The 20350-nt window shown below is 75.8% G+C and carries 16 protein-coding genes; 8 read left to right on the forward strand and 8 right to left on the reverse strand.

Annotated features, from left to right (window positions below; genetic code table 11):
- Positions 1 to 4 precede the first annotated feature (4 nt).
- Genes tilS through dacB form a run of 3 tightly spaced genes read right to left on the reverse strand, consistent with a single transcriptional unit; the run spans position 5 to position 3593 of the window.
- A complete protein-coding gene (tilS, locus tag GC157_03620) occupies positions 5 to 1060 on the reverse strand; it encodes a tRNA lysidine(34) synthetase TilS (protein ID MBI1376557.1) in 1056 nt (351 codons plus the stop codon).
- Entirely contained in the window at positions 1057 to 2100 is a 1044-nt protein-coding gene (locus GC157_03625) for a coenzyme F420 biosynthesis-associated protein (GenBank protein MBI1376558.1), read from the reverse strand. Before GC157_03625 ends, tilS begins: the two co-directional genes overlap by 4 nt.
- Positions 2101 to 2147: 47 nt before the next feature.
- Positions 2148 to 3593, reverse strand: a complete 1446-nt coding sequence (gene dacB, locus GC157_03630) for a D-alanyl-D-alanine carboxypeptidase/D-alanyl-D-alanine-endopeptidase (protein MBI1376559.1) — start codon at positions 3591 to 3593, stop codon at positions 2148 to 2150.
- Between the two features lie 148 nt (positions 3594 to 3741).
- Between dacB and GC157_03635 the strand changes: the two genes are divergently transcribed.
- Positions 3742 to 4263 (forward strand): inorganic pyrophosphatase, encoded by a 522-nt coding sequence (locus GC157_03635; GenBank protein MBI1376560.1) that lies wholly within the window; start codon positions 3742 to 3744, stop codon positions 4261 to 4263.
- A 72-nt stretch (positions 4264 to 4335) separates the two neighbouring features.
- Here the strand turns inward: GC157_03635 and GC157_03640 are convergent, their stop codons facing one another.
- The 4 genes from GC157_03640 to GC157_03655 form a co-directional block, all read right to left on the reverse strand.
- Positions 4336 to 5646, reverse strand: coding sequence for a hypothetical protein (locus tag GC157_03640; protein ID MBI1376561.1), 1311 nt, complete (start codon positions 5644 to 5646; stop codon positions 4336 to 4338).
- A gap of 172 nt (positions 5647 to 5818) precedes the next feature.
- Positions 5819 to 7312 carry a flotillin family protein gene (locus tag GC157_03645; protein MBI1376562.1) on the reverse strand — a complete coding sequence of 498 codons (1494 nt, stop codon included), beginning with the start codon at positions 7310 to 7312 and terminating at the stop codon, positions 5819 to 5821.
- A gap of 212 nt (positions 7313 to 7524) precedes the next feature.
- Positions 7525 to 7740: a hypothetical protein gene (locus tag GC157_03650; protein ID MBI1376563.1), complete on the reverse strand. Its 216-nt coding sequence runs from the start codon at positions 7738 to 7740 to the stop codon at positions 7525 to 7527.
- A gap of 160 nt (positions 7741 to 7900) precedes the next feature.
- Positions 7901 to 9856 carry an alpha-amylase gene (locus tag GC157_03655; protein MBI1376564.1) on the reverse strand — a complete coding sequence of 652 codons (1956 nt, stop codon included), beginning with the start codon at positions 9854 to 9856 and terminating at the stop codon, positions 7901 to 7903.
- 106 nt (positions 9857 to 9962) lie between these two features.
- On the opposite strand from GC157_03655, the gene GC157_03660 reads away from it, so the two are divergent.
- Genes GC157_03660 through GC157_03675 form a run of 4 tightly spaced genes read left to right on the forward strand, consistent with a single transcriptional unit; the run spans position 9963 to position 13940 of the window.
- Complete coding sequence (locus GC157_03660; GenBank protein ID MBI1376565.1) at positions 9963 to 11567, forward strand: circularly permuted type 2 ATP-grasp protein; 1605 nt, start codon at positions 9963 to 9965, stop codon at positions 11565 to 11567.
- The gene (locus tag GC157_03665) at positions 11561 to 12469 is read left to right on the forward strand and encodes a hypothetical protein (protein MBI1376566.1); all 909 of its coding nucleotides are present in this window, start codon (positions 11561 to 11563) and stop codon (positions 12467 to 12469) included. The genes GC157_03660 and GC157_03665 overlap by 7 nt, the downstream gene beginning before the upstream one ends.
- On the forward strand, positions 12469 to 13323 hold the full coding sequence (locus tag GC157_03670; GenBank protein ID MBI1376567.1) for a transglutaminase family protein: 855 nt from the start codon (positions 12469 to 12471) through the stop codon (positions 13321 to 13323). The genes GC157_03665 and GC157_03670 overlap by 1 nt, the downstream gene beginning before the upstream one ends.
- Before the next feature lie 35 nt (positions 13324 to 13358).
- Complete coding sequence (locus GC157_03675) at positions 13359 to 13940, forward strand: DUF1349 domain-containing protein (GenBank protein MBI1376568.1); 582 nt, start codon at positions 13359 to 13361, stop codon at positions 13938 to 13940.
- Between the two features lie 181 nt (positions 13941 to 14121).
- On the opposite strand, the gene GC157_03680 is transcribed toward GC157_03675, so the two are convergent.
- Positions 14122 to 15525, reverse strand: a complete 1404-nt coding sequence (locus GC157_03680) for a helix-turn-helix domain-containing protein (GenBank protein MBI1376569.1) — start codon at positions 15523 to 15525, stop codon at positions 14122 to 14124.
- A 214-nt stretch (positions 15526 to 15739) separates the two neighbouring features.
- Here GC157_03680 and GC157_03685 point away from each other — a divergent pair, with 214 nt between their 5' ends.
- The 3 genes from GC157_03685 (at position 15740) to GC157_03695 (ending at position 20306) form a co-directional block, all read left to right on the forward strand.
- Entirely contained in the window at positions 15740 to 16138 is a 399-nt protein-coding gene (locus GC157_03685) for an SHOCT domain-containing protein (protein ID MBI1376570.1), read from the forward strand.
- Between the two features lie 215 nt (positions 16139 to 16353).
- Complete coding sequence (locus GC157_03690; GenBank protein MBI1376571.1) at positions 16354 to 19551, forward strand: choice-of-anchor D domain-containing protein; 3198 nt, start codon at positions 16354 to 16356, stop codon at positions 19549 to 19551.
- Positions 19552 to 19622: 71 nt separating this feature from the next.
- Positions 19623 to 20306 carry a hypothetical protein gene (locus tag GC157_03695; protein MBI1376572.1) on the forward strand — a complete coding sequence of 228 codons (684 nt, stop codon included), beginning with the start codon at positions 19623 to 19625 and terminating at the stop codon, positions 20304 to 20306.
- The last annotated feature ends 44 nt before the right edge of the window (positions 20307 to 20350 follow it).

Genomic DNA, 20350 nt, shown 5'->3' on the forward strand with positions numbered 1-20350 from the left:
TCGGTCAGTCAGGGAGGACGCCGCTGCGCGCGCCGGCGCCCGCTTGCCCGGGACGGACGCCGCCCGCGAGGGGCGGTGCGGTCGGCCGCGTGCAGAGCCTCCCATAGGCGCGGTAGGCCTCGACACCGCCCGGCAGCGCGACGCCGCCCTGCCCCTTCCAGGCGGTGACCAGCGCGGTGACGCGGCGCACGTGCGCGGCCGACAGCGACCCGGGCGGGCAGCCGGCGTCCACCAGCCACGTGCGCACCACCCGGGAGAGCACCGCCCGGTGCAGCCCGGCGAGGGAGTCGACGTCGAGCGTGCCCTCGTCGCGCGCGCCGTGCAGCAGGTCCCACACCACCTCGTCGGCGAGCTCGGCCAGGGCGTCGGCGTCGTCGCGGGCGAGGGCCGCCGTGCGGGCCAGGGCCTCGGCGACGCCGGGCCCGAGCTCGCGCTCGAGCACGGGCAGCACGCGGTGGCGCACCCGGGCCCGGGTGTAGCGGTCGTCGGCGTTGTGGGGGTCGTCCACCACCACCGCGTCGGCGGGGAGGGAGGCGCGGACGACGTCGCGGCGCAGGTCGAGCAGCGGACGCCGGATCAGCCCGCGGGCCCGCGGCATGCCGGCGAGGCTGCGCAGGCCCGAGCCCCGCGCCAGGCCCAGCAGCACCGTCTCGGCCTGGTCGTCGAGGGTGTGCCCGAGGAGCACGGCCGCGGCGCCGAGCCGCAGGGCGGTGGCGTGCAGGGCCCGGTGGCGCACCTCGCGGGCCGCGGCCTCCGGCCCGTCGGCGGAGTCCTCCGGCACGGTGACGGCGACGACCTCCACCGGGTCGAGGCCGGCCGCTCGCAGCTGCTCGGCCGTGGCGGAAGCCTCGTCGGCCGACCCGGCGCGCAGTCCGTGGTCGACGACGACGGCACCCACCCGCGAGCGCTCGGCCCGCGCCGCAAGGGCCAGGGCCAGGGAGTCCGCCCCGCCGCTGCACGCCACGAGCACCAGGGCGTCGGCGGGGACGGCGTCCGCACCGGACGGGCCGGCGAGGTCCTCGCGGACCGCGCGCCGCACCAGCAGGCGCGGGTCGCTCATGCGAGGAGGTCCGGCGCGACCCTCGCGCACCACGCGGACGGGTCGAGCACCTCGTCGCGGGTGGGCAGGTTCTCCGCGCGCTCCCAGACCCGGTTGAAGCCGTCGCGGCCCACGAGACCCACGGCGCCGGTCACGAAGGCACGGCCCTCGGTGTACTGGCGCAGCTTCGCGTCGAGGCCGAGCACGCGGCGGGCGAGGCCGTCGACGGCGCCCGGCTCGGAGCGGCGTCGCTCGAACCGGGCCCGGATCGTGGCCACCGTCGGGACGATCTCCGGGCCCACGTCGTCCATGACGTGGTCCGCGTGGCCCTCGAGCAGGCTCATGAGCGCGGTGATGCGGTCGAGCACGACGCGCTGCTCGGGCGACTGCACGGCGTCCACGATCGATGCGTTCTCCTCGCCCCGCACCGCTGCCAGCACCGCGGTGAGGGCCTTGGCGAAGCGGCGCGCGGCGTCGCCGGCGGAGACCTCGCTCAGCATGAGGTAGTCGTGGATCTCGCCGACGAGGTGCGGGCCGAGCCACGGCACGGCGCCGAACTGCACGCGGTGGGTCTCCTCGTGCAGGCACACCCACAGCCGGAAGTCGCGCGGGTCGACGCCGAGCTGCCGCTCGGCCGCGACGATGTTGGGCGCCACCAGCAGCAGCCGGCCGTCGCCGGAGGCGGTGAACGCCTCGAACTGGCCCAGCACCTTGCTCGACAGGTAGCCCAGGACGCCGCCCATCTGGAGCGCGGTCACCCGCGACCCGACCGCGGTGACGACCGAGGGCTGCTCGGTGGCCATGCGCTCGAGCAGGGGCGCGAGCACCACGCGGAAGCCGTCGACGTTGCTGTCGATCCAGCTCGTGCGGTCGACCACGACCGCCTCGCCGGCCGCGCCCGCGGACAGGCCGGTGCGCTCGCGGACCGGGCCCTCGGCGTAGCGGGCGAGGGCGCGCAGCTCGGCGACTGCGGAGCGGGCGGCCTCCGGCGTCGAGGAGGGGCCGGACGCCGCGACCCGGCGCCCGGTGGAGCGGGCGAGCCCCCAGTCGATGACCTCCACCCGGCGACCCTACGTCAGCGGCGCGGGCGCGGGACCCGCCCGACCGGTCAGCCCGCGAGGGCCGCGGCGGCCCGGTCGAGCGCCGTGCGCGAGTCGAGCTGCGGGCCGACGGTGCGGTCGGCGAGGTAGGCGAACGCGAGCAGGCGCCCGTGCGGGTCGCGGACCAGGCCCGCCAGGCAGTCGACGCCGGTGAGCGTGCCGGTCTTGGCCCGCACCACGCCGCGGCCCTGCGTGGTGCCCGACGCCCCGAAGCGCAGCGCGAGCGTGCCGGTCGCGCCGGCCACGGGCAGGCCCGACGACGCCGGCCACAGCACGCCCGCCGTCGCGCCCGCGGGGGGTGCGTCCGCGGCGATCGCGGCGAGGGTGCGCACCAGGGTGGCGGGCGGCACGACGTCCTGGAGCGACAGCCCGCTGCCGTCCTCGAGGTGGACGCCGGCCACGGGGACGCCGAGCGAGGTGAGCGTGGCGGTTGTGGCCGCGGCGCCGCCGGCGAAGCTGGCCGCGCCGCCGAGCGCACCGCCGGCGAGGTGGGCCAGCGCCTCGGCGAGCGTGTCGTCGGACTCGGTGAGCATCCGCTCGACGAGCTGGGCGACCGTGGGGCTCTGCACCTCGGCGAGCTGCTGCGCCCCGCTGGCCGCGCGCACCCGCGTCACCGCGCCGAGCACCGTGATCCCCGCGGCGCGCAGGCCGGCGACGAAGGCGTCGCCGGCGGCCAGCGCGGGGTCGGCGTCGCGCGACCGGCTGCTCGCGGACCGCTGGCCCTGGTCGACCGAGAGCGCGGACACCGGCCCGATGACGCCGGAGGAGACGTACCCCGAGGGCCAGCCGGCCGCCGTGCGCGGGCCGGTGAACAGCGAGTCGTCGACGTGGACGGTGACCGAGCCGCGGCCGGAGGCGTGCAGCGCCTTCACCGTCGCGGCCACCAGGGCGCTCAGGCTCGCCGGCCGCGCGGCCTGGCCGGCTACGGGGCTCGGGGCAGGCGCGCGGGTGAGCGTCGCGTCGCCCCCGCCCACCAGCACGACGTCGCGCGGGGTCGCGCCCTGCACCACCCGGGTCGAGAGCCGCGCGTCGTCGCCCAGGGCGCGCAGCACCGTGACGGCCGTGAGCAGCTTGAGCGTGCTGGCCGGCTTCTGCGGCCGCGTCGGCGCGAGCCCCACGATGCGCGTGCCCGTCGCGACGTCGATGACGTCGGCGGCCACGTCCGGGCCGAGCGCGCGGGTGCCGAGCGCGGCGCGCACCTGCGCCACCAGCGCGGTGTCGACCGGGGCGGGGCCGGTGAGCGCTCCGGTGGTGGCCGGGAGCACCGTCGCGGGCACGGGCGGCACGGCGGGTGCGGCGAGCAGCGCCGGGGACGCCGAGGCCGCCGGGCCCGCGGCGACCGCCGCCGCGACCAGCGCCGCGGCGACCGCGACGAGCCGGCGCGGTCGCGCCGCCCGGACCCCTGCGCCCACCGTCGTCCCCCGTCCTCGTGTCGCCCGCGTGACTCCGGTCACGTCATCGTCCCGGAGCGGCCCGCGAAGGCTGCCGTGTGCGGAACACTAGGCGACGGCCCGGCCTCCGCCGGACCGCCCACCACGCGACGCCGACGTCCCGACGGACCCGTGCGGCCGCGGCCCGTCCGACGCCAGGAGTGACACCGCCGTGGAGTTCGACGTCACCATCGAGATCCCCGCAGGCAGCCGCAACAAGTACGAGGTCGACCACGAGAGCGGTCGCATCCGGCTCGACCGGATGCTGTTCACCTCCACGCGCTACCCGCACGACTACGGGTTCGTCGACGGCACCCTGGGCCTCGACGGCGACCCGCTCGACGCCATGGTGCTCGTCGACGAGCCGACCTTCCCGGGCTGCCTCATCCGGTGCCGGGCCATCGGCATGTTCCGCATGACCGACGAGGCCGGCGGCGACGACAAGGTGCTCTGCGTCCCGGCGGGCGACCCCCGCCTCGAGCACATCCGCGACATCCACCACGTGCCCGAGTTCGACCGGCTGGAGATCCAGCACTTCTTCGAGGTCTACAAGGACCTCGAGCCCGGCAAGTCGGTCGAGGGCGCCTCGTGGACCGGGCGCGCCGAGGCCGAGGCCGAGATCCACGAGTCGCTGCGCCGTCACCAGGAGCACGAGGCCCAGGCCGAGTCCGAGATCGAGGACGCCTCCCACTGAGCCGTCGTTACTGCCGCAACGACCGGAAACCCGCGCCGGTCTCCGCGCTTTCCGGCAGTAACGACGAGGGGGTCAGGGGCGGGCGCCCACGGGCACGAGCTCGGACTGCCAGATCGTCTGGAACTTGACGTGGTCGCCGGTGTGCGGCGCCTCCACCATGAGGCCGTTGCCGGCGTACATGCCCACGTGGTGGATGGTGCCCCAGTCGTTGGGGTCGGTGGCGAAGAAGACCAGGTCGCCGGGGCGCAGCCGGGAGACCGGGATCTTCTCGCCCGCGGCGAACTGCGCCTGGGAGTACTGGATCATCGACACCCCGACGTGGGCGTACGACGCCGAGGTGAGCCCGCTGCAGTCGTAGCCGTCGGGGCCGTGCTCCCCGGCGACGTACGGCTTGCCGAGCTGGGTCTTCGCGAAGGCCAGGGCGCCGAGCCGCTGCGCCTGCGTGGTGACCGAGCGGCCCTGCGGCCAGGCCCGCGGCGCTCCCCCGCTGTCGGCGGGCGGGCGTCCGCCGGATCCGGCGTGCTCGCGCGCGAGCCGGGCGGCCTCCGCGGCGGCGGCCGCACGCGCGGCCGCGAGGCGCCGGGCGCGCGCCTGGCGCAGCGCCTCGGCCCGGGCCGCGGCCAGCCGTGACTCCCGCGTCTGGGCGCCGGCGAGCAGGCGGGCGGCGGTGTCGCGCTGCGCGGTGAGCCGGGCGACCTCGTCGCGCTGGGACGCCTCGAGGTCCTGCACCGCGGTGGCCGCGGCGGCCACGCGGTCGCGGGTGGCGGCCAGGTCCGCGCTCGAGCGGGCCGCGGCCGCGAGCGCCTGCGCCGCCTGGAGGCGCAGCGTGACGGCGGAGTCGAGGTCGTGGCGGCGGCTCGCGGTCACCGCGCCCACCGCGGCGACGCGGTCGGCCAGGGACGAGATGCCGCCCGGGCGGAACACGCTGTCGACGACGGCGGCCCACTGGCCCAGGCCGCCGCTGAGGTCGGCGCCCACCTGGTAGCTGGCCGCGGCGAGGCGGTCGACGTCGGCCTGCGCGCCGGCGGCGGTGTCCTGCGCGGCCCGGGCGGCCGCCTGCGCCGTCGCGAGCCGGCCCGCCGCGGCGTCCGCCTCGGCCCGGGCGGCGTCCCACCGCTCGACGGCCTGCTCCACCCGGGTGTCGAGGGCGTCGAGGCGGCGCTGCGCGGCGGCGACGAGGGCACGGGCCCGGGTCAGCCGCGCGGCCGCGGCGACCGCGGCGTCGTGGGCGCGCCGGACCGAGGCGGCGCTCGGCGGCGAGCCGGGCGGCCCGTGCGGCGTGGCGCCGGCGGGCGCGGGACCGAGCAGCCCGAGGGCCAGCAGGCCGCCGAGGACGGACGCGACCGCACGACGCGGTCGGGCGCTTCCTCGGACGCGGGCCACGCTGGCCTCCCGGGCGGCTGGCGGACCGCCGGAGGGACGCGGCGGCCCGACCGACGGTAGTCCCACCAGTCACACGGACACCACCCGTCACAGCGATCGTGACCCCGCCGTGCCCCGCCGGACCGCCCGGAGGTGGCCGGGAGCGCGTGCTCCCGGCCACCCCTGGGGCGGCTCAGACCTGCGCGGCCGGCGCGGCGACCGCGTTCGCGGGCGACGGCGCGGTGGGCGTCGCGGCCCGGGCGTGCGCGCCGTCCGGGACCGGCGCCGCCGGGCGCGCCGGGACACCGGCCAGGAACTGCTTGGCCACCGAGAGCGCGCTGCCCCCGCTCGCCACCAGCTGCGCGAGCGCGTCCTGCACGCCCTCGGCCCCGTTGAGCACCACGAACGAGTCGATGCCCTGGAACGCCGAGGCCCCGGCGGCCACGATCGCCGCGTAGTCCTGCGCGATCTGCTGGGCGATCACCGCCTCCTGGTTGTGCGCCAGCGCGTCGGCACGTGCCTGGATGGCACGCGCCTCGGCCAGGCCCTGCGCCTCGGTGGCCGCGGCGGTCGCGAGCCCCGCCGCCTCGGTCGCCCGCGCGGCCGCGAGACCCGTGGCCTGGGTGGCCGCGGCCTCCGCCTCGCCGGTGGCGCGCGTGGCGGCGGCCCGCGCCTCGGCCTCGGTGGTCACGCGCGTGGCCTGCGCCACCGCGGTCAGCTCCGTCTCGCGCTTGGCCGCCTCCGCCGCGAACACCCGTGCGTCGCGGTCGGCCTCGGCCAGCGTGCGCTGGCGGTAGGCCTCGGCGTCCGCCGGCTTGCGGACGTCGGACTCGAGGCGCTTCTCGGCCAGGTCGGCCGAGAGCTGGGCCGCCCTCGTCTCGGCGACGACGACGTCCTGCCGGGCCATCGCCTCCGAGAGCGGGCCGGCCTGCTGCGCCGCGGCGCGGGCCCGGTCGACCTCGGCCTGGAAGCCGGCCTGCTTGATCGACGCCTCGCGCACGGCCGCGGCCTTGAGCGCGCTCGCCTCCTGCTCGGCCTGCGTCGCCTCCTGGTCGCGCTGCGCCTGCGCGATCCGGGCCGCCGCCGCCACGGCGGCCGCGTGCGGCGCGCCGAGGTTGACGATGTAGCCCGTGGCGTCGTCGATCTCCTGGATCTGGAGCGAGTCGACCTGGAGCCCCAGCTTGGCCATCTCGTCGGACGACGACGCCCGCACCTCGTTGGTCAGCCGCTCCCGCTGGCGGATCATCTCCTCCACGGTCAGGCCGCCCACGATCGAGCGCAGGTGGCCGGAGAACACGTCGTGGATCGTCGCGTTCATCACCTGCTGCTGGTCGAGCCAGCGGCGGGCCGCGTTCGAGATCGACCTCGGGTCGTCGCCCACCTTGTAGATGACGACCCCGCGGACGGTCAGGGCGATTCCCTGCTGGGTCACGCAGTCGACCTCGAGCCGCGTCGAGCGCGAGTCGAGCGAGAGCCGCCGGGCCACCTGGAAGCCGGGGACGACGGCGGCGCCCTTCCCGACCACGATCTTGAAGTCGGCGCCCGCCTCGCTCTCGCCGCGGGCGCCGAGCCCGGTGACGATGAGCGCCTGGTTGGGCTCGGCGACGCGCCACGTCATCTTGAACAGCACGACGACGACGAGCAGCGCGACGACGGCAGCGACGCCGACGACAGCGACGAACGGCATGACGGATCACTCCTTCGCGCCCGCGGGTGCGGGCAGGGACGGGCCGTGCGCACGACAGCCGTGGCACGGGTGGAGAGCGCCGTGCGCACGAGAGCCGTGGCACGGGTGACGAGGTCGTGCGCACGACGGGCGTGGCACGGGTGGACGGCGCCGGGCGCCGTGAGGAGCCGCGCGGTCCGGGACCGACGACGGCGAGCGGGACTACGGGGCTGCTAGGGCGCGTACGCCGGCGAGACGTACACCGTGCGCGGCGGCGCGAACTCGACGACGACGGCGAGCGAGCCCACGGCCAGCGCGTCGCCCGGCACTGCGGGGTAGGCGGTGAAGGCCTCGGTCCCCCCGCGGACGGGCAGCACGACCTCGCCGGTCAGCCCGGCGCCGACGGCGCCGCTGACGACACCGGTCAGCCCCACGGGTGTGGTGCTCATGTCCCCCGCCTCCTCGATCAGGATGGGGAACCTAGCCACACCCCGGAGCGCCCCGCGCGGCATTCCGGGAGCCGGACACCGGTCGTCCCACGAGCCGGACAGCTCCGGAAGCAGCGCCCGGAATCCCGTGCGGCGCAGCAGGATCCGGCGGGCGTCCTCCTCAGGCTCGAGCTGCCTCGGCGCCGAGCCAGGCCGCGGCGTAGGGCGGCAGCACGAGCTGGCCGTCCTCGGTGCTCGGCACCTCTCCGCCGAGGTGGTCGACGAGCGCGCGGTGGCGCAGCGTGCCGAGCACGCCGGCGTCGCAGCGCTGCCAGTCCTCGGAGACGTTGTAGAGCTGCACGAGGTCGCCGGCCGCGTGCCGCCGGACGACGGCGAGCACCGCGGGGTTGGACGTGTGCACCGGCACGGACTCCACCGCGGCGTGCAGCGCGGGCAGTGCCGCGCGCACCTGGGCGAGGTGGCGCAGGACGCCGAACATCCGCCCGGCCACGGTGGTCACGTCCTCGCGGTCGCGCGCGACCGCCCACGGCATCCGCGGCCGGTGCATCCAGCGGTTGTCGTCCGCGTGCTCCGGCTCGTCGAGGTACGCCTCGTCGTTGAGCAGGCCGAGCTCGTCGCCCATGTACAGCAACGGGATCCCGCCGAAGCCGTAGACGAGGGCGTAGGCGCAGCGCAGCCGCAGCACCGCGCGTTCGAGCATCGGGACGTCGCCCTCGGCCAGGGCCTGTTCGACGCCGGCCAGGCTCGCGGCCGTGCCGCTCGTGCGCGCGTCGCCGGTGGCCTCGTTCACCTGGAACGCCGCGCCCCGCGCGAACGAGCCCGGGAAGTCGCCGAGGTACCAGCGGGACAGGAACCGCCTGTGCGAGAAGCCGTCCCAGCCGACCTCGCGCGCGTCGGCGTCGTCGATCGCCCACCCGATGTCGTCGTGGCAGCGCAGGTACGTGGCCCACGCGGTGGTGGTGGGCTTGGGCGGGAACTTCTCCAGCGCGGTGACCAGCAGCCGGGCGTCGCGCGTGGCCAGCGCCGACCAGATCTGCACCATGAGGCTGTTGTGGTAGGCGAGGTCCGAGACGTGGCCGGCGTACTCGCCGACGCCGAGGTAGTGCACGAGCTGCGCCGGGCCCACGATCGCCTCGGCCTTGAACACCAGCGCGGGCGCGGCGATCCGCGCCACCGCGCGCAGCGCGCGGGTGAGGCCGTGCACCTCCGGCTGGTTCTGGCAGTCGGTGCCCATGCGCTTCCACACGAACGCGATCGCGTCGAGCCGCAGGCAGTCGACGCCGCGGTTGGCGAGGAACAGGGCGAGGTCGGCGAACTCGCACACGACGTCGGGGTTCGCCCAGTTGAGGTCCCACTGGTAGTCGTTGAACGTCGTCCAGACCCAGCCGTCGAGCTCGGCGTCCCACGTGAAGTTGCCGGGGGCGAAGTCCGGGAACACCTCGGGCAGCGTGCGCTCGTAGCGGTCCGGCGTCTCGCGGTCGGGGAACACGAGGAAGTAGTCGCGGTAGCGCTGCTCGCCGGCGCGGGCGGCGACGGCCCACGGGTGCTCGCGGGCGACGTGGTTGAGCACCAGGTCGATGGTGAGCGCGATGCCGTGCTCGTGCAGCGTCGCGGCCAGCGACTCGAGGTCGGCCATGGTGCCGAGGTCGTCGCGCACCTCGCGGTAGTCGGCCACGGCGTAGCCGCCGTCGTTGGCGCCCGCGCGCGGGCGCAGCAGCGGCATGAGGTGCAGGTAGGTGGTGCCCAGCTCGCGCAGGTAGTCGACGTGCTCGGCGACCCCGGCCAGCGTGCCGGCGAAGCGGTCGGCGTAGGCCACGTAGCCCACCGCGTCGGGCTGCTGGAACCAGTCGGGGCGCAGCAGGCGCTCGCGATCGCGCGCGCGCAGCCGCTCGGGCCGGGCGCGCCAGCCCTCCACCGCGATCGCGGCCAGGCGGGCGAGCAGGTCGTCGGCGACGTCGGGGGTGAACACGGCACGCACCCCGGCCTCGAGGTCCGGCCCCCAGCGACGCGCCCGGGCCAGCAGGTCCTCGGCCGCGGGTCCGGGCGCGCGGCCGAGCGCCGCCCGCACGAGGTCCTCCACCCCGGGCCGTCCTGTAAGCGCTGTCACGGGCGCCATTGTGGGCCATCCGGTCCCCGCGGGGCAGGGGGCCGGCCCTCCGGGCGCAACGCCCGCGAAACCCGGACCGCCTGCGCCGGAAACACCCGTGGGCCAGACTGCCCGCATGCGAGCGCAGGCCGAGCCGGGCAGCCGGCCGGCGTACGACGAGATGCTCGACGGCGAGGGCCGTCCGCGGCCCGGCCTGCGGACCGTCGTCGAGGTGCTCGAGTCGCTCGGCCCCGAGGGGCTCGCGGAGCGGGCCCGCCTGCGCGACGCCTACCTCGACCGCCAGGGCATCACGTTCTCCCTCTCCGGCCGCGAGCGGCCGCTGCCGCTCGACCTCGTGCCCCGCGTCGTCGGCGCGGAGGAGTGGGACCGGGTTGACGCCGGGATCCGCCAGCGCATCAAGGCGCTCGAGCTGTTCCTCACCGACGTCTACGGCCCGGGCGAGGTGCTGCGCGACGGCATCGTGCCGCGCCGGCTGGTCACGTCGTCGAGCCACTACCACCGCGCCGCGTTCGGCCTGGTGCCGCCCAACGGCGTGCGCATCGCGGTCGCCGGGATCGACCTCATCCGCGACGAGCAGGGCGAGTTCCGCGTGCTCGAGGACAACCTGCGCAGCCCGAGCGGCGTCTCGTACGTGCTGGAGAACCGCAGGACCCTGGCGCACGTGCTGCCCGAGGTGTTCGCCGGCCAGCAGGTGCGGTCCGTCGCGGAGTACCCCGAGCGGCTCCTGGACGCGCTGCGGGCGGCCGCGCCGTCGGACGTGTCGGACCCCACGGTCGCGGTGCTCACCCCCGGAGTGCACAACTCCGCCCACTTCGAGCACGCGTTCCTCGCCCGCAGCATGGGCGCCGAGCTGGTCGAGGGACGCGACCTCTTCTGCCGCGACGACCGGCTCTGGATGCGCACGGTGCGCGGCGCCCGGCCGATCCACGTCGTCTACCGGCGCATCGACGACGAGTACCTCGACCCGGTGCACTTCCACCCCGAGTCGCTGCTCGGCGTGCCGGGGCTGCTCAACGCGGCGCGGGCGGGCAACGTGGCCATCGCCAACGCCGTGGGCAACGGCGTCGCCGACGACAAGGCCGTCTACACCTACGTGCCGGACATGATCGAGTACTACCTCGGCGAGCGGCCGCTGCTGCCCAACGTGGAGACCTACGACCTCGGCGACCCGGACCAGCGCAGCTTCGTCCTCGAGCGCCTGGACCGGATGGTGGTCAAGCCCGTCGACGGCTCCGGCGGCTACGGGCTCACCATCGGCACGACGGCCACCGACGCGCAGCTCGCCGTCGTCGCCGACAACATCCGGGCGGACCCGCGCGACTGGATCGCGCAGCCGATCGTCACGCTGTCCACCTGCCCCACCGTGATCGGCGAGCACTCGCTCGAGTCGCGCCACGTCGACCTGCGGCCGTTCGCGGTCAACGACGGCGACGACGTCTACGTGCTGCCGGGCGGGCTCACCCGCGTCGCGCTGCCCGAGGGCAGCCTCGTCGTCAACTCCTCGCAGGGCGGCGGGTCGAAGGACACCTGGGTGCTCGACGAGGGCGACCGCGGCGCCGGAGCCGAGGGGCGTCCCGGGCTCCCGCGGGTGACCCGGGTGCGCCGCAGCGCGGTGGCGCGGCAGTCGGCACCGGCCACGGCCGACGACCGGCTGCGCCAGCAGGAGGGTCAGCAGCAGCAGTCCGGTCCCGACCCGGCCCGGGGAGGCCCGTCGTGCTGAGCCGGCTCGCGGAGGCGTTCTACTGGATCGGCCGCTACCTCGAGCGGGCCGAGGCGACCGCGCGGCTGCTCGCGGAGCACTACCACCTCACGGTCGAGGACCGGTCCGTGCCCGAGGACGTCGCCGCCGCCGTGGTGCTCGACGCGCTCTCGCTGCCGCACGACGTCATCTCCTCCCCCACCGAGCTCGTGCGCGCGCTGCTCGGCGACGTCGCCAACCCGTCCACGGTGATCGGGGCGGTGGGCGCGGCGCGCGAGAACGCCCGGTCGGTGCGCGATGCGCTGCCCGGCGACGTGTTCGAGGCGCTCAACGGCGCGCACCTCACGCTCACCCGCGGCCTCACGGCGGCGGCCAGCCCCGGCGCCTCGATGTTCCGGGTGCTCGAGCGGCTGATGATCGTCAACGGCGCGATCGAGTGGACCATGACCCGCGACGAGGGCCACTACTTCCTCTCGCTCGGGCGGGCGCTCGAGCGCGTCGACATGACCGCGCGGCTGCTCGACGTCCGGCACGACCTCGTGTGGCCGGACACCGGCCCGGTGGCCACCCTGCGCTCGGCCGCCGCGCTCTCGGCGTTCCTGCGCACCGGCGAGACCCTCACCGGCGACACGGTGCGCGAGTTCCTCGTGCTCGACCCCACGTTCCCGCGCACCCTGCTGCACAGCGCCCGCGCCGCCGAGGAGGCGGTGCGCGGCCTCCAGGTGCAGGGCGGGGTCGACGACGCCGCGCTCGTGCGCGAGGTCGGCCTCATGCGTGCGCGGCTCGAGTTCGCCGGCGGCACGCACGACCCGTCGGTCATCGACCAGCTCTGCCACGACACGCAGGTGTCCGGCGTCGCGACCGCCGCGGCGGTGGCCGACTCCTACTTCCGGCAGGCCGGCACCATCGTGTGGAGCCACTGATGGACGGACGTCGCCTGCGCATCACGCACCGCACCGGCTACCGCTACTCCGCGCCGGTGGCGGCGTCGTTCAACGAGGTGCGGATGACCCCGCGCGACGCCGACGGCCAGATGCTGCTGTCGCACCAGCTCCAGGTCTCGCCGCGCGCGTCGGTGCAGGCCTACGTCGACTACTGGGGCGCGCTGGTGCAGTCCTTCGACGTCCACGAGGAGCACGACGTGCTCGAGATCGTGGCGACGTCGCTGGTCGACGTCCCCCACGGCCACCCGAGCGCACCGGGCGTGGGCTGGCGCGAGATCACCGCGCCGTCGGTGCTCGACCGCTGGGGCGAGTTCCTGGTGCCGACCCCGCTCGTCGACGACGCGCTCAAGGACGAGTCGCGGGCGCGCGTCGTGGAGCAGCTGCGCGACCTCCCCACGCCGGCGCTGGCGATCCGCGGGGCGATCGAGGCCACGCGCGAACGGATCCGCTACGACGACTCCGCCACGGGCGTCACCACCACTGCCGGGCAGGCGTGGGAGATCGGGGGCGGCGTCTGCCAGGACTACTCCCACACGCTGCTGTCGCTGCTGCGGGCGCTGGGCATCCCGGCCCGCTACGTCAGCGGCTACCTGCACGACGAGGAGGAGGCGCCCGGGCGCACCGTCGTCGGGGAGAGCCACGCCTGGATCGAGTCGTGGAACGGCGGCTGGGAGGCCTTCGACCCCACCAACGACCGCAGCGTGGGCTCGGCGCACGTCGTGGTGGCGCGCGGCCGCGACTACTCCGACGTGCCGCCGCTCAAGGGCATCTACGCGGGCGGTGCGAGCGAGTCCCTCGGCGTCACCGTCGAGATCACGCAGCTCGCCGTCTGAGGCCGGCCGCCGTCGCGGGGTGGGAGGCTGACGCCGTGCGCAGCCTCGACTGGTCGCAGGGACGCTGGTCCACCCCGCCGGAGCGGGCCGTCCCCGACGGCGACGACCTCCTCGTCACGTGCCGGGCCGGCAGCGACCTGTGGCGCACCACGGCGTACGGCTTCGTCCACGACGACGGGCACGGCCTGCTGGCCGACCTGCCCGACGGCTCGGCGGTGGAGGTGTCGTTCCGCGCGGAGCTCTCCGAGCAGTTCGACCAGGCCGGGCTGCTGGTGCGCGCCGACGCGGAGCACTGGGTCAAGGCCGGGGTGGAGCTGTCCGACGGCGTGCCGCTGCTCGGCGCCGTGGTGACCCGCGGCGTCTCGGACTGGTCGACCGCGCCGGTGCCGCAGTGGCGGGGCCTCGAGGTCACGGTGCGGGCCAGCCGCTCGGGCGACGCGCTCACCGTGCGGGCCCGGGCAGGCGACGAGCCGTGGCGGCTGGTGCGGGTCGCGCCGATCGACCCGGCGCTGCCCTGGCAGGCCGGGCCGGCCGCCTGCGCACCCACGCGCGCCGGGCTCGTCGTGCGGTTCACGGGGTGGCGCACCGGGGCCGCCGACGCCGCGCTGCACGGCTGAGCGCGGCCGTGCCGGGTGGAGGGCACCCGGCCGGGGGCCGTCACGGGTACGGGGCCGGGGCTGTCCGCCCCCGTCGCGCGGACAGCCTCGACCCCGTCGTCAGAGTCCCGATGACTCGCGGTCAGCATGCCACGGCCGGGCCGCCCCGTGCCACCGGTCGGGCGGCGCGTCGTCGGGCAGGTCAGGCGGAGGCGGCGCTGGTGGTCCGCTCGGGCCGCGGCGACGGCGCGGCGCCGGCCGGGGCCGCGGCCGGGAGCGCGGCCGGGTCGGTGCGCAGCCCGGCCGAGTCCAGCGCCCGCTGGGCGGCATCCCAGGCCCGCTCGAGGTCGCCGAGGCTGCGCAGCACGTCGGCGATCGAGCGCCACACGGCGGCCGCGTTGCGCGGCGAGCCGGCGCCCTCGAGCAGTCCGGCCGCCTCCTCGAGGCTGGCCAGTCCGAGCGCGCGGTCGCCGACGGCCACGTAGGCCGCGCCGAGCACCGCGAGGGCCCGGGCGCGCTCGATCGGGTGCTCGTCCGTGACGGCCGCGGCGGCGCTGGCGGCGTGCGCCACGGCCGAGCCCGGGTCGCCGAGGAGCATCGCGCAGCGGGCCAGCTCGGTCTCGGCGCTGGAGAGCGTCACGGTGCCGGCGTACTGGCGCAGGTGCGGGAGGGCGTCGAGCACGAGCGCCTGCGCCTCCTCGGCCCGCGCGGGCTGCTGGGCCAGCAGGATCCAGGCGCGCGTGACCTGGAGCCGCGCGGCGGCCCGCAGGTCGTCGCCGACCGCCACGAGGGTGGCCGCCTGCTCGCACAGCTCGAGGGCGGCCACAGGGTCGCCCCGCTCGGCGGCCGTGATGGCCGCGTTCCAGCAGGCCGCGGCCTGCTCGTCGAGCGTGCCGTTGCGCGCCGTGCTCTCCACGAGCTCGTCGAGCAGCAGCTGCGCCCGCAGCAGGTCGCCGCGCTCGACGTACGCGCTGGCCAGCGTGGAGACGAGCTGGGCGTGGCCGGAGAGCTGCGCCGAGGCGAGCCCGTGGCAGCGCGCCAGCGTCGTCTCGCCGACGTCGACGGCGCGGGCGAGGTCGCCGCCGTCGCGGTAGCAGCGCACCAGGGCCACGGCGACGTGCAGCCCGGGCAGCCGCCCGCGGGCGGCGTCCGCGGCCGTGCGCATGTCCTCGAGCACCTCGGTGGCCTCGGTGAGCCGGCCCACGCGCTCGAGCCCGGTGGCCAGCGCCAGCCCGGCGCGGAAGACGAGCGGGTCGCGCTGGGCGCGCGCCGCGGTGATCCCGTCGCGCAGGGGCTCGAGCTGGGCGACGGCGTCCTGCGGGCTGCCGAGGCCCAGGGCGGCCTCGGCCAGCGCGAGCGGGCCCTCGAGCTCGACGACGATCTCGCCGGTGAGCACCTCGCTGGTGACCCCGAGGCGCGCGGCGAGCAGGGCCACGACCTCGGCCGTGGGCACGCGGCGCCCCGACTCGAGCAGGCTGATGTAGCTGGGGTGCAGGTCCGACCCGGCCAGCGCGGTCTGCGACAGGCCGGCATCCTCGCGCAGCCGGCGCAGGCGCGCCGGGAACGACGGCAGGGTCGAGGACGGGTCCTCGGACGGTCGCGACATTCCGGGCCTCCCTCGTCGCACGCACGGTGCACCGCTCGGACACCGGAAGTGAACCACGATCGCGCGCGGGTGGCGCGCAGCGCTGCGCCGCCCGGGGCCGGCCCGTCGCGCCGTCCGGGCGCGAAGGGGGCGTCACCGCTGCCAGGATGACGCCGACCGGACCACCGCGGGCCGGCGGACTCGCCCGCGCGAGCGCGGGACGGAAGGGCACGTCATGCGTCTGCTTGCCGAACTGGGCTCGGGGGAGATCCTCTGGGACATCCTCTGGCTCTTCATGTTCATCATCTGGTTCTGGCTGCTCATCGTGGTGTTCACGGACATCTTCCGCAGCAAGGACCTCGGCGGCGTCGCCAAGACGCTGTGGATCATCTTCGTCATCGTGCTGCCCTACCTCGGGGTGTTCGTGTACCTCATCGCGCGCGGCAACTCGATGGCCGAGCGCAACGTGGCGGCGATGACCAACGCCCAGCAGGCCCAGGAGGCCTACATCCGCTCGGTGGCCGGCTCCGGCCCGAGCGCCTCGGAGGAGATCGCCCGCCTCGCCGACCTGCGCGACAAGGGAGTCATCTCGGAGGAGGAGTTCCAGACCGCCAAGGCGAAGGCCATCGGATAGCCCGTACGGCCGCTGATCACGACGCCCCGTGCCCGTCCGGGCACGGGGCGTCGTCATGCCGTCCGTGAACCGGGTGATCGGCCGTCGTGCTGATGTGTCAGGGCGGAATCCGTGGTGGAGTTCGTCCTGCACGGCGCCCCGACCGGTGGCCCGGCGGAAGGAGAGAGCACGTGGCCGGGACTCCCAGCGGTGGCACGCGGCGGCAGCGTCGCGTCGTGCGCCCGGCGGCCCTGCTGGCCCTGCTCGCCCTCGTCGCGACGATGCTCGTGCAGACCCGGTCCGCCCCGGACGCGCAGGCAGCCTCGCCGGTCTCCGGGCAGGTCACCCGCGGCGCGGACACCAACCGCACCAACTGGTACCGCGACCAGCCGCTGCTCACGCCCAACCTCGTGCACGACCCCACCCAGTTCGGGCAGCTCTTCAGCACGCAGGTCACAGGACAGATCTACGCCCAGCCCGTCGTCGCCCTCGGCTCCGTTGCGGGGCAGCCGCGTCAGATACTCATCGTCGCCACCGAGGAGAACCGGGTCTACGGGCTCGACGCGGACACCGGCGCCGAGATCTGGCACCGCCAGTTCGGTGCGCCGTTCGACCCGACCACGCTGTCGACCAACCAGTCGTGCCTGGACCTCAAGCCCCACATCGGCATCACGAGCACCCCGGTGGTGGACACCACCACCGGGCGCGTGTACGTCGTCGACAACGAGTACAAGAGCGGCACCTCGGGCCCGGACACGTTCTACCTGCGGGCGCTGAACCTGAACGACGGCACGGACGCCTTCCCGCCCCGCGAGCTCATCGGTACGAGCCGGGGCAACGACTTCAACGCCACGCAGCAGTCGCAGCGCCCCGGGCTGCTGCTGCTCGACGGGCACGTGTACGCCGCGTTCAGCGCGCACTGCCAGGTGCCGCCGTGGTCGGGCTGGATCTTCGGCGTCGACGCCGGCAGCGGGGCCATCACCACGGTGTGGTCCGACCACACACAGAACACCACGAACCCGGGCGGCGGCATCTGGATGTCCGGCGGCGGGCTGGCCAGCGACGGCAGCGGCAACATCCTCGCGGCCATCGGCAACGCGTTCCAGCCCGACGTCAACAACTACGACCGCACGAACCAGCCAACCGAGTGGTCCAACGCGGTGGTGCGCCTGCACGTCGACACCGGCGCAAGCTCGGTCAACAACATCACCGTCAACGACTTCTTCCGGCCGTGCACGGAGGGCTTCCTCGACCAGAACGACCTCGACCTCGGGTCCGGCGGCATCGCCCTGCTGCCCGAGGCGCAGTTCGGCACCTCGAGCCACCCTCGCCTGGTGGTGGCCGCGGGCAAGGAGGGCTACGTCTACCTGCTCGACCGCGACAACCTCGGCGGCCAGCGCGCGTCCTGCCCGGACAGCAGCGCCGTCGTCGGCGTCGTCGGGCCCAACGGCGGCGTGTGGTCGCAGCCGTCGGTGTGGGGCGGCGACGGCGGCTACGTCTACATCCCCACGGCCGGCCCGGGCTCGCAGGCCGTGTCGTGGGGCCAGGGCCGGGCTGGCAACCTCTACGCCTACAAGTACGGCGTCGACGCCAGCGGCACGCCCACGCTCTCGAAGGTGGCGACGTCGAGCACCGCGTGGGGCTTCGGCTCCTCCAACGTCGTGGTCACCTCCAACGGCACCGCCGACGGCTCGGCGCTGCTGTGGGCCGTGATGTCCTCGACCCCCGGCGACGGCGGCGGCGTGCCCAACGCGCGGCTCGTCGCGCTCAAGGCCGTGCCGACCTCCGGCGGCGACTTCGCCGAGGTGCGCAGCTTCGCGGTGGGCACGGCGACCAAGTTCACGCCGCCCGGCATCGGGCCCAACGGCCACGTGTACGTGGGCACCTACGACGGCCACGTGCTCGGCTACGGCCCGCTGGCCACCTCGCCGCTCACCGCGTCGACCGTCTCGTTCCCCGCGACCGTGGTCAACGGCTCCTCGTCGGGGACGGCCACCTTCACCGCGCACGGCAGCTCGACGATCACGGCGCTCGACGTTGCCAAGGGGCCGTTCACGAGCGGCACGCCGTCGGTGAACGGCACGGCGAAGGCGCTGCCGCTCCAGCTCCATGACGGCGACACGGTCACCGTCCCGGTAACCTTCCATCCCACGACCACGGGGGCCGCCGCCGGCATCCTCACCGCGAGCACCAGCTCGCCGGCGTACAGGATCGGCGCTGACCTCTCGGGCACGGGCGTGGAGTCCGCGGCGCGCCTCACGATCACGCCGGGCACCCTCGACCTCGGCACCCTGGCGGTGAAGTCCGCCCCGGCCGCCAACACGGTCACGCTCACCAATGCCGGCCAGACCTCGCTCACGTTCGGCTCGGTGAGCGGTCCCAACCCGCCGTTCTCCGTCACCGGAGCACCGCCCAACGGATCGACCCTGGCAGGTGGGCAGTCGGTGTCGGTCACCGTGTCGTTCGCACCCCCGAAGGACCCCGGCACGTTCGCGGACTCGATCACCTTCCACTCCGATGCGGGCAACGTCACGCTGCACGTCAGCGGCGCGGCCGCTCCCCCGGGGCACCTCGCGCTCAGCCGCACCTCGCTGCCCTTCGGCACCGTGCCGGTCGGGTCGAGCCGGCAGATCTCGTTCACGCTGAAGAACGACGGCGGCACGCCGTTCGCGTTCGCGGTGGCCAAGGCGCCCGCGCGCGCGGACTTCCACGGCGACAAGCCGATCCCCGAGGGGACGACGCTCGCGCCGGGCGAGACCATCACCCGCACCGTCACCTTCTCCCCGCAGAGCGTGGGCGCGCAGAACGACGCGTGGACCCTCACGCCCACCACGGGCCAGGGAGTGCTCCAGGTGACCATGAGCGGCACCGGGCAGGGCCGGCTCGCCAACGCGACCCGGCCGCGGGTCTCCGGCCGGCCGCTCGTGGGGCACGGCCTCGTCGCCTCCACCGGCACGTGGACGGCCACCCCGGACACCGGCACGACGACGTACTCCTACCACTGGCTGCGCGACGGGCACTGGATCCCCGGCGCGACCTCGAGCCACTACCACGTCGTGGCCGCCGACGCGGGGCATGACCTCCAGGTGCGGGTGAGCGCGCAGCGCGCCGGCTACGCGAGCTCCTACGCCTACAGCGTGCGCGTGGCGGTGCCGCGCGTCCCCCTGCAGATGCTGGCGGCGCCGGCGTTCCGCGGCACCGCGGCGGTGGGGTCGTTCCTCTACGGGTGGGGCGGGCGCTGGGACCCGCGCCCCACGGCCGGCAGCTTCCACTGGCTCAAGGACGGGCGGGTGCTCAACGCGCCCGTCGCGACCCGCAGCCGGTTCCGGCCCGGGCCGAGCTGGCGCGGGCACCGGATCTCGCTCCAGCTGCGGGTCGGGGCGATCGGCTACCTCCCGCGCACCTACACCACCGCCTCGGTCCTCGTGCGCTGACGCGTCGCGGCGGCCGTCCGCTGAGCCGCTCGCCGTCCGGGCCGGCTCGGGGCGGCAGGTAGCCTCGACGGGTGCGCCGTCCCGTGCTCCCGCTCGCGATCAGCGCCTGCGCACTGCTGCTCGCGGGCTGCGCGACCGCCTCCTCGGCCGCCGGCCCGGCGACCTCGGCGACGACCTCTGCCGGGTCCCCCACGGCGTCCTCGCCCGCAGCGGCGCCCCCGGCGCCGGGCCCGAGCGGCACCGCCCCGGCGTCACCGAGCGCCTCGCCGTCCCCGACGATCCGCGAGGGCCGTTTCGCCATCGGCGACTCGGTGATGCTCGGCTCCAAGCCCCTGCTGAGGGCCCGCGGGTTCGACGTCGACGCGAAGGTGAGCCGGCAGTTCGGCGCGGCGGTGAACACGATCCTGCGCAAGGACGCCAAGGGCGGGCTGCCCCGCAACGTGATCGTGCACCTCGGCACCAACGGCGTCGTCACCATGCACGACTGCCGCGCCGTGGTGCGCGCGGCCGGGCCCGACCGGCGCGTGTTCCTGGTCAACGTCCGCGTCCCGCGCAGCTGGGAGGCGCGGGACAACGACGTCCTCGCGCGGTGCGCCGCCTCCTTCACCGCCGGTCACGTCGTGCTCGTCGACTGGCACAAGCTGGCCGCGGGCCATCGGTCGTGGTTCGGGGCCGACGACGTCCACCCGGACACCGCCGGACGCAAGGCCTACACCGACCTCATCGCCTCGGCCGTCGACGCGCACGGCCTCTAGGGCGGCGACGGCGCGCGCCGTCGCGAGCTCCAGGTCGGCCCACG

It is taken from the genome of Frankiales bacterium, from assembly GCA_016125335.1.
GTDB lineage: Bacteria > Actinomycetota > Actinomycetes > S36-B12 > CAIYMF01 > Longivirga.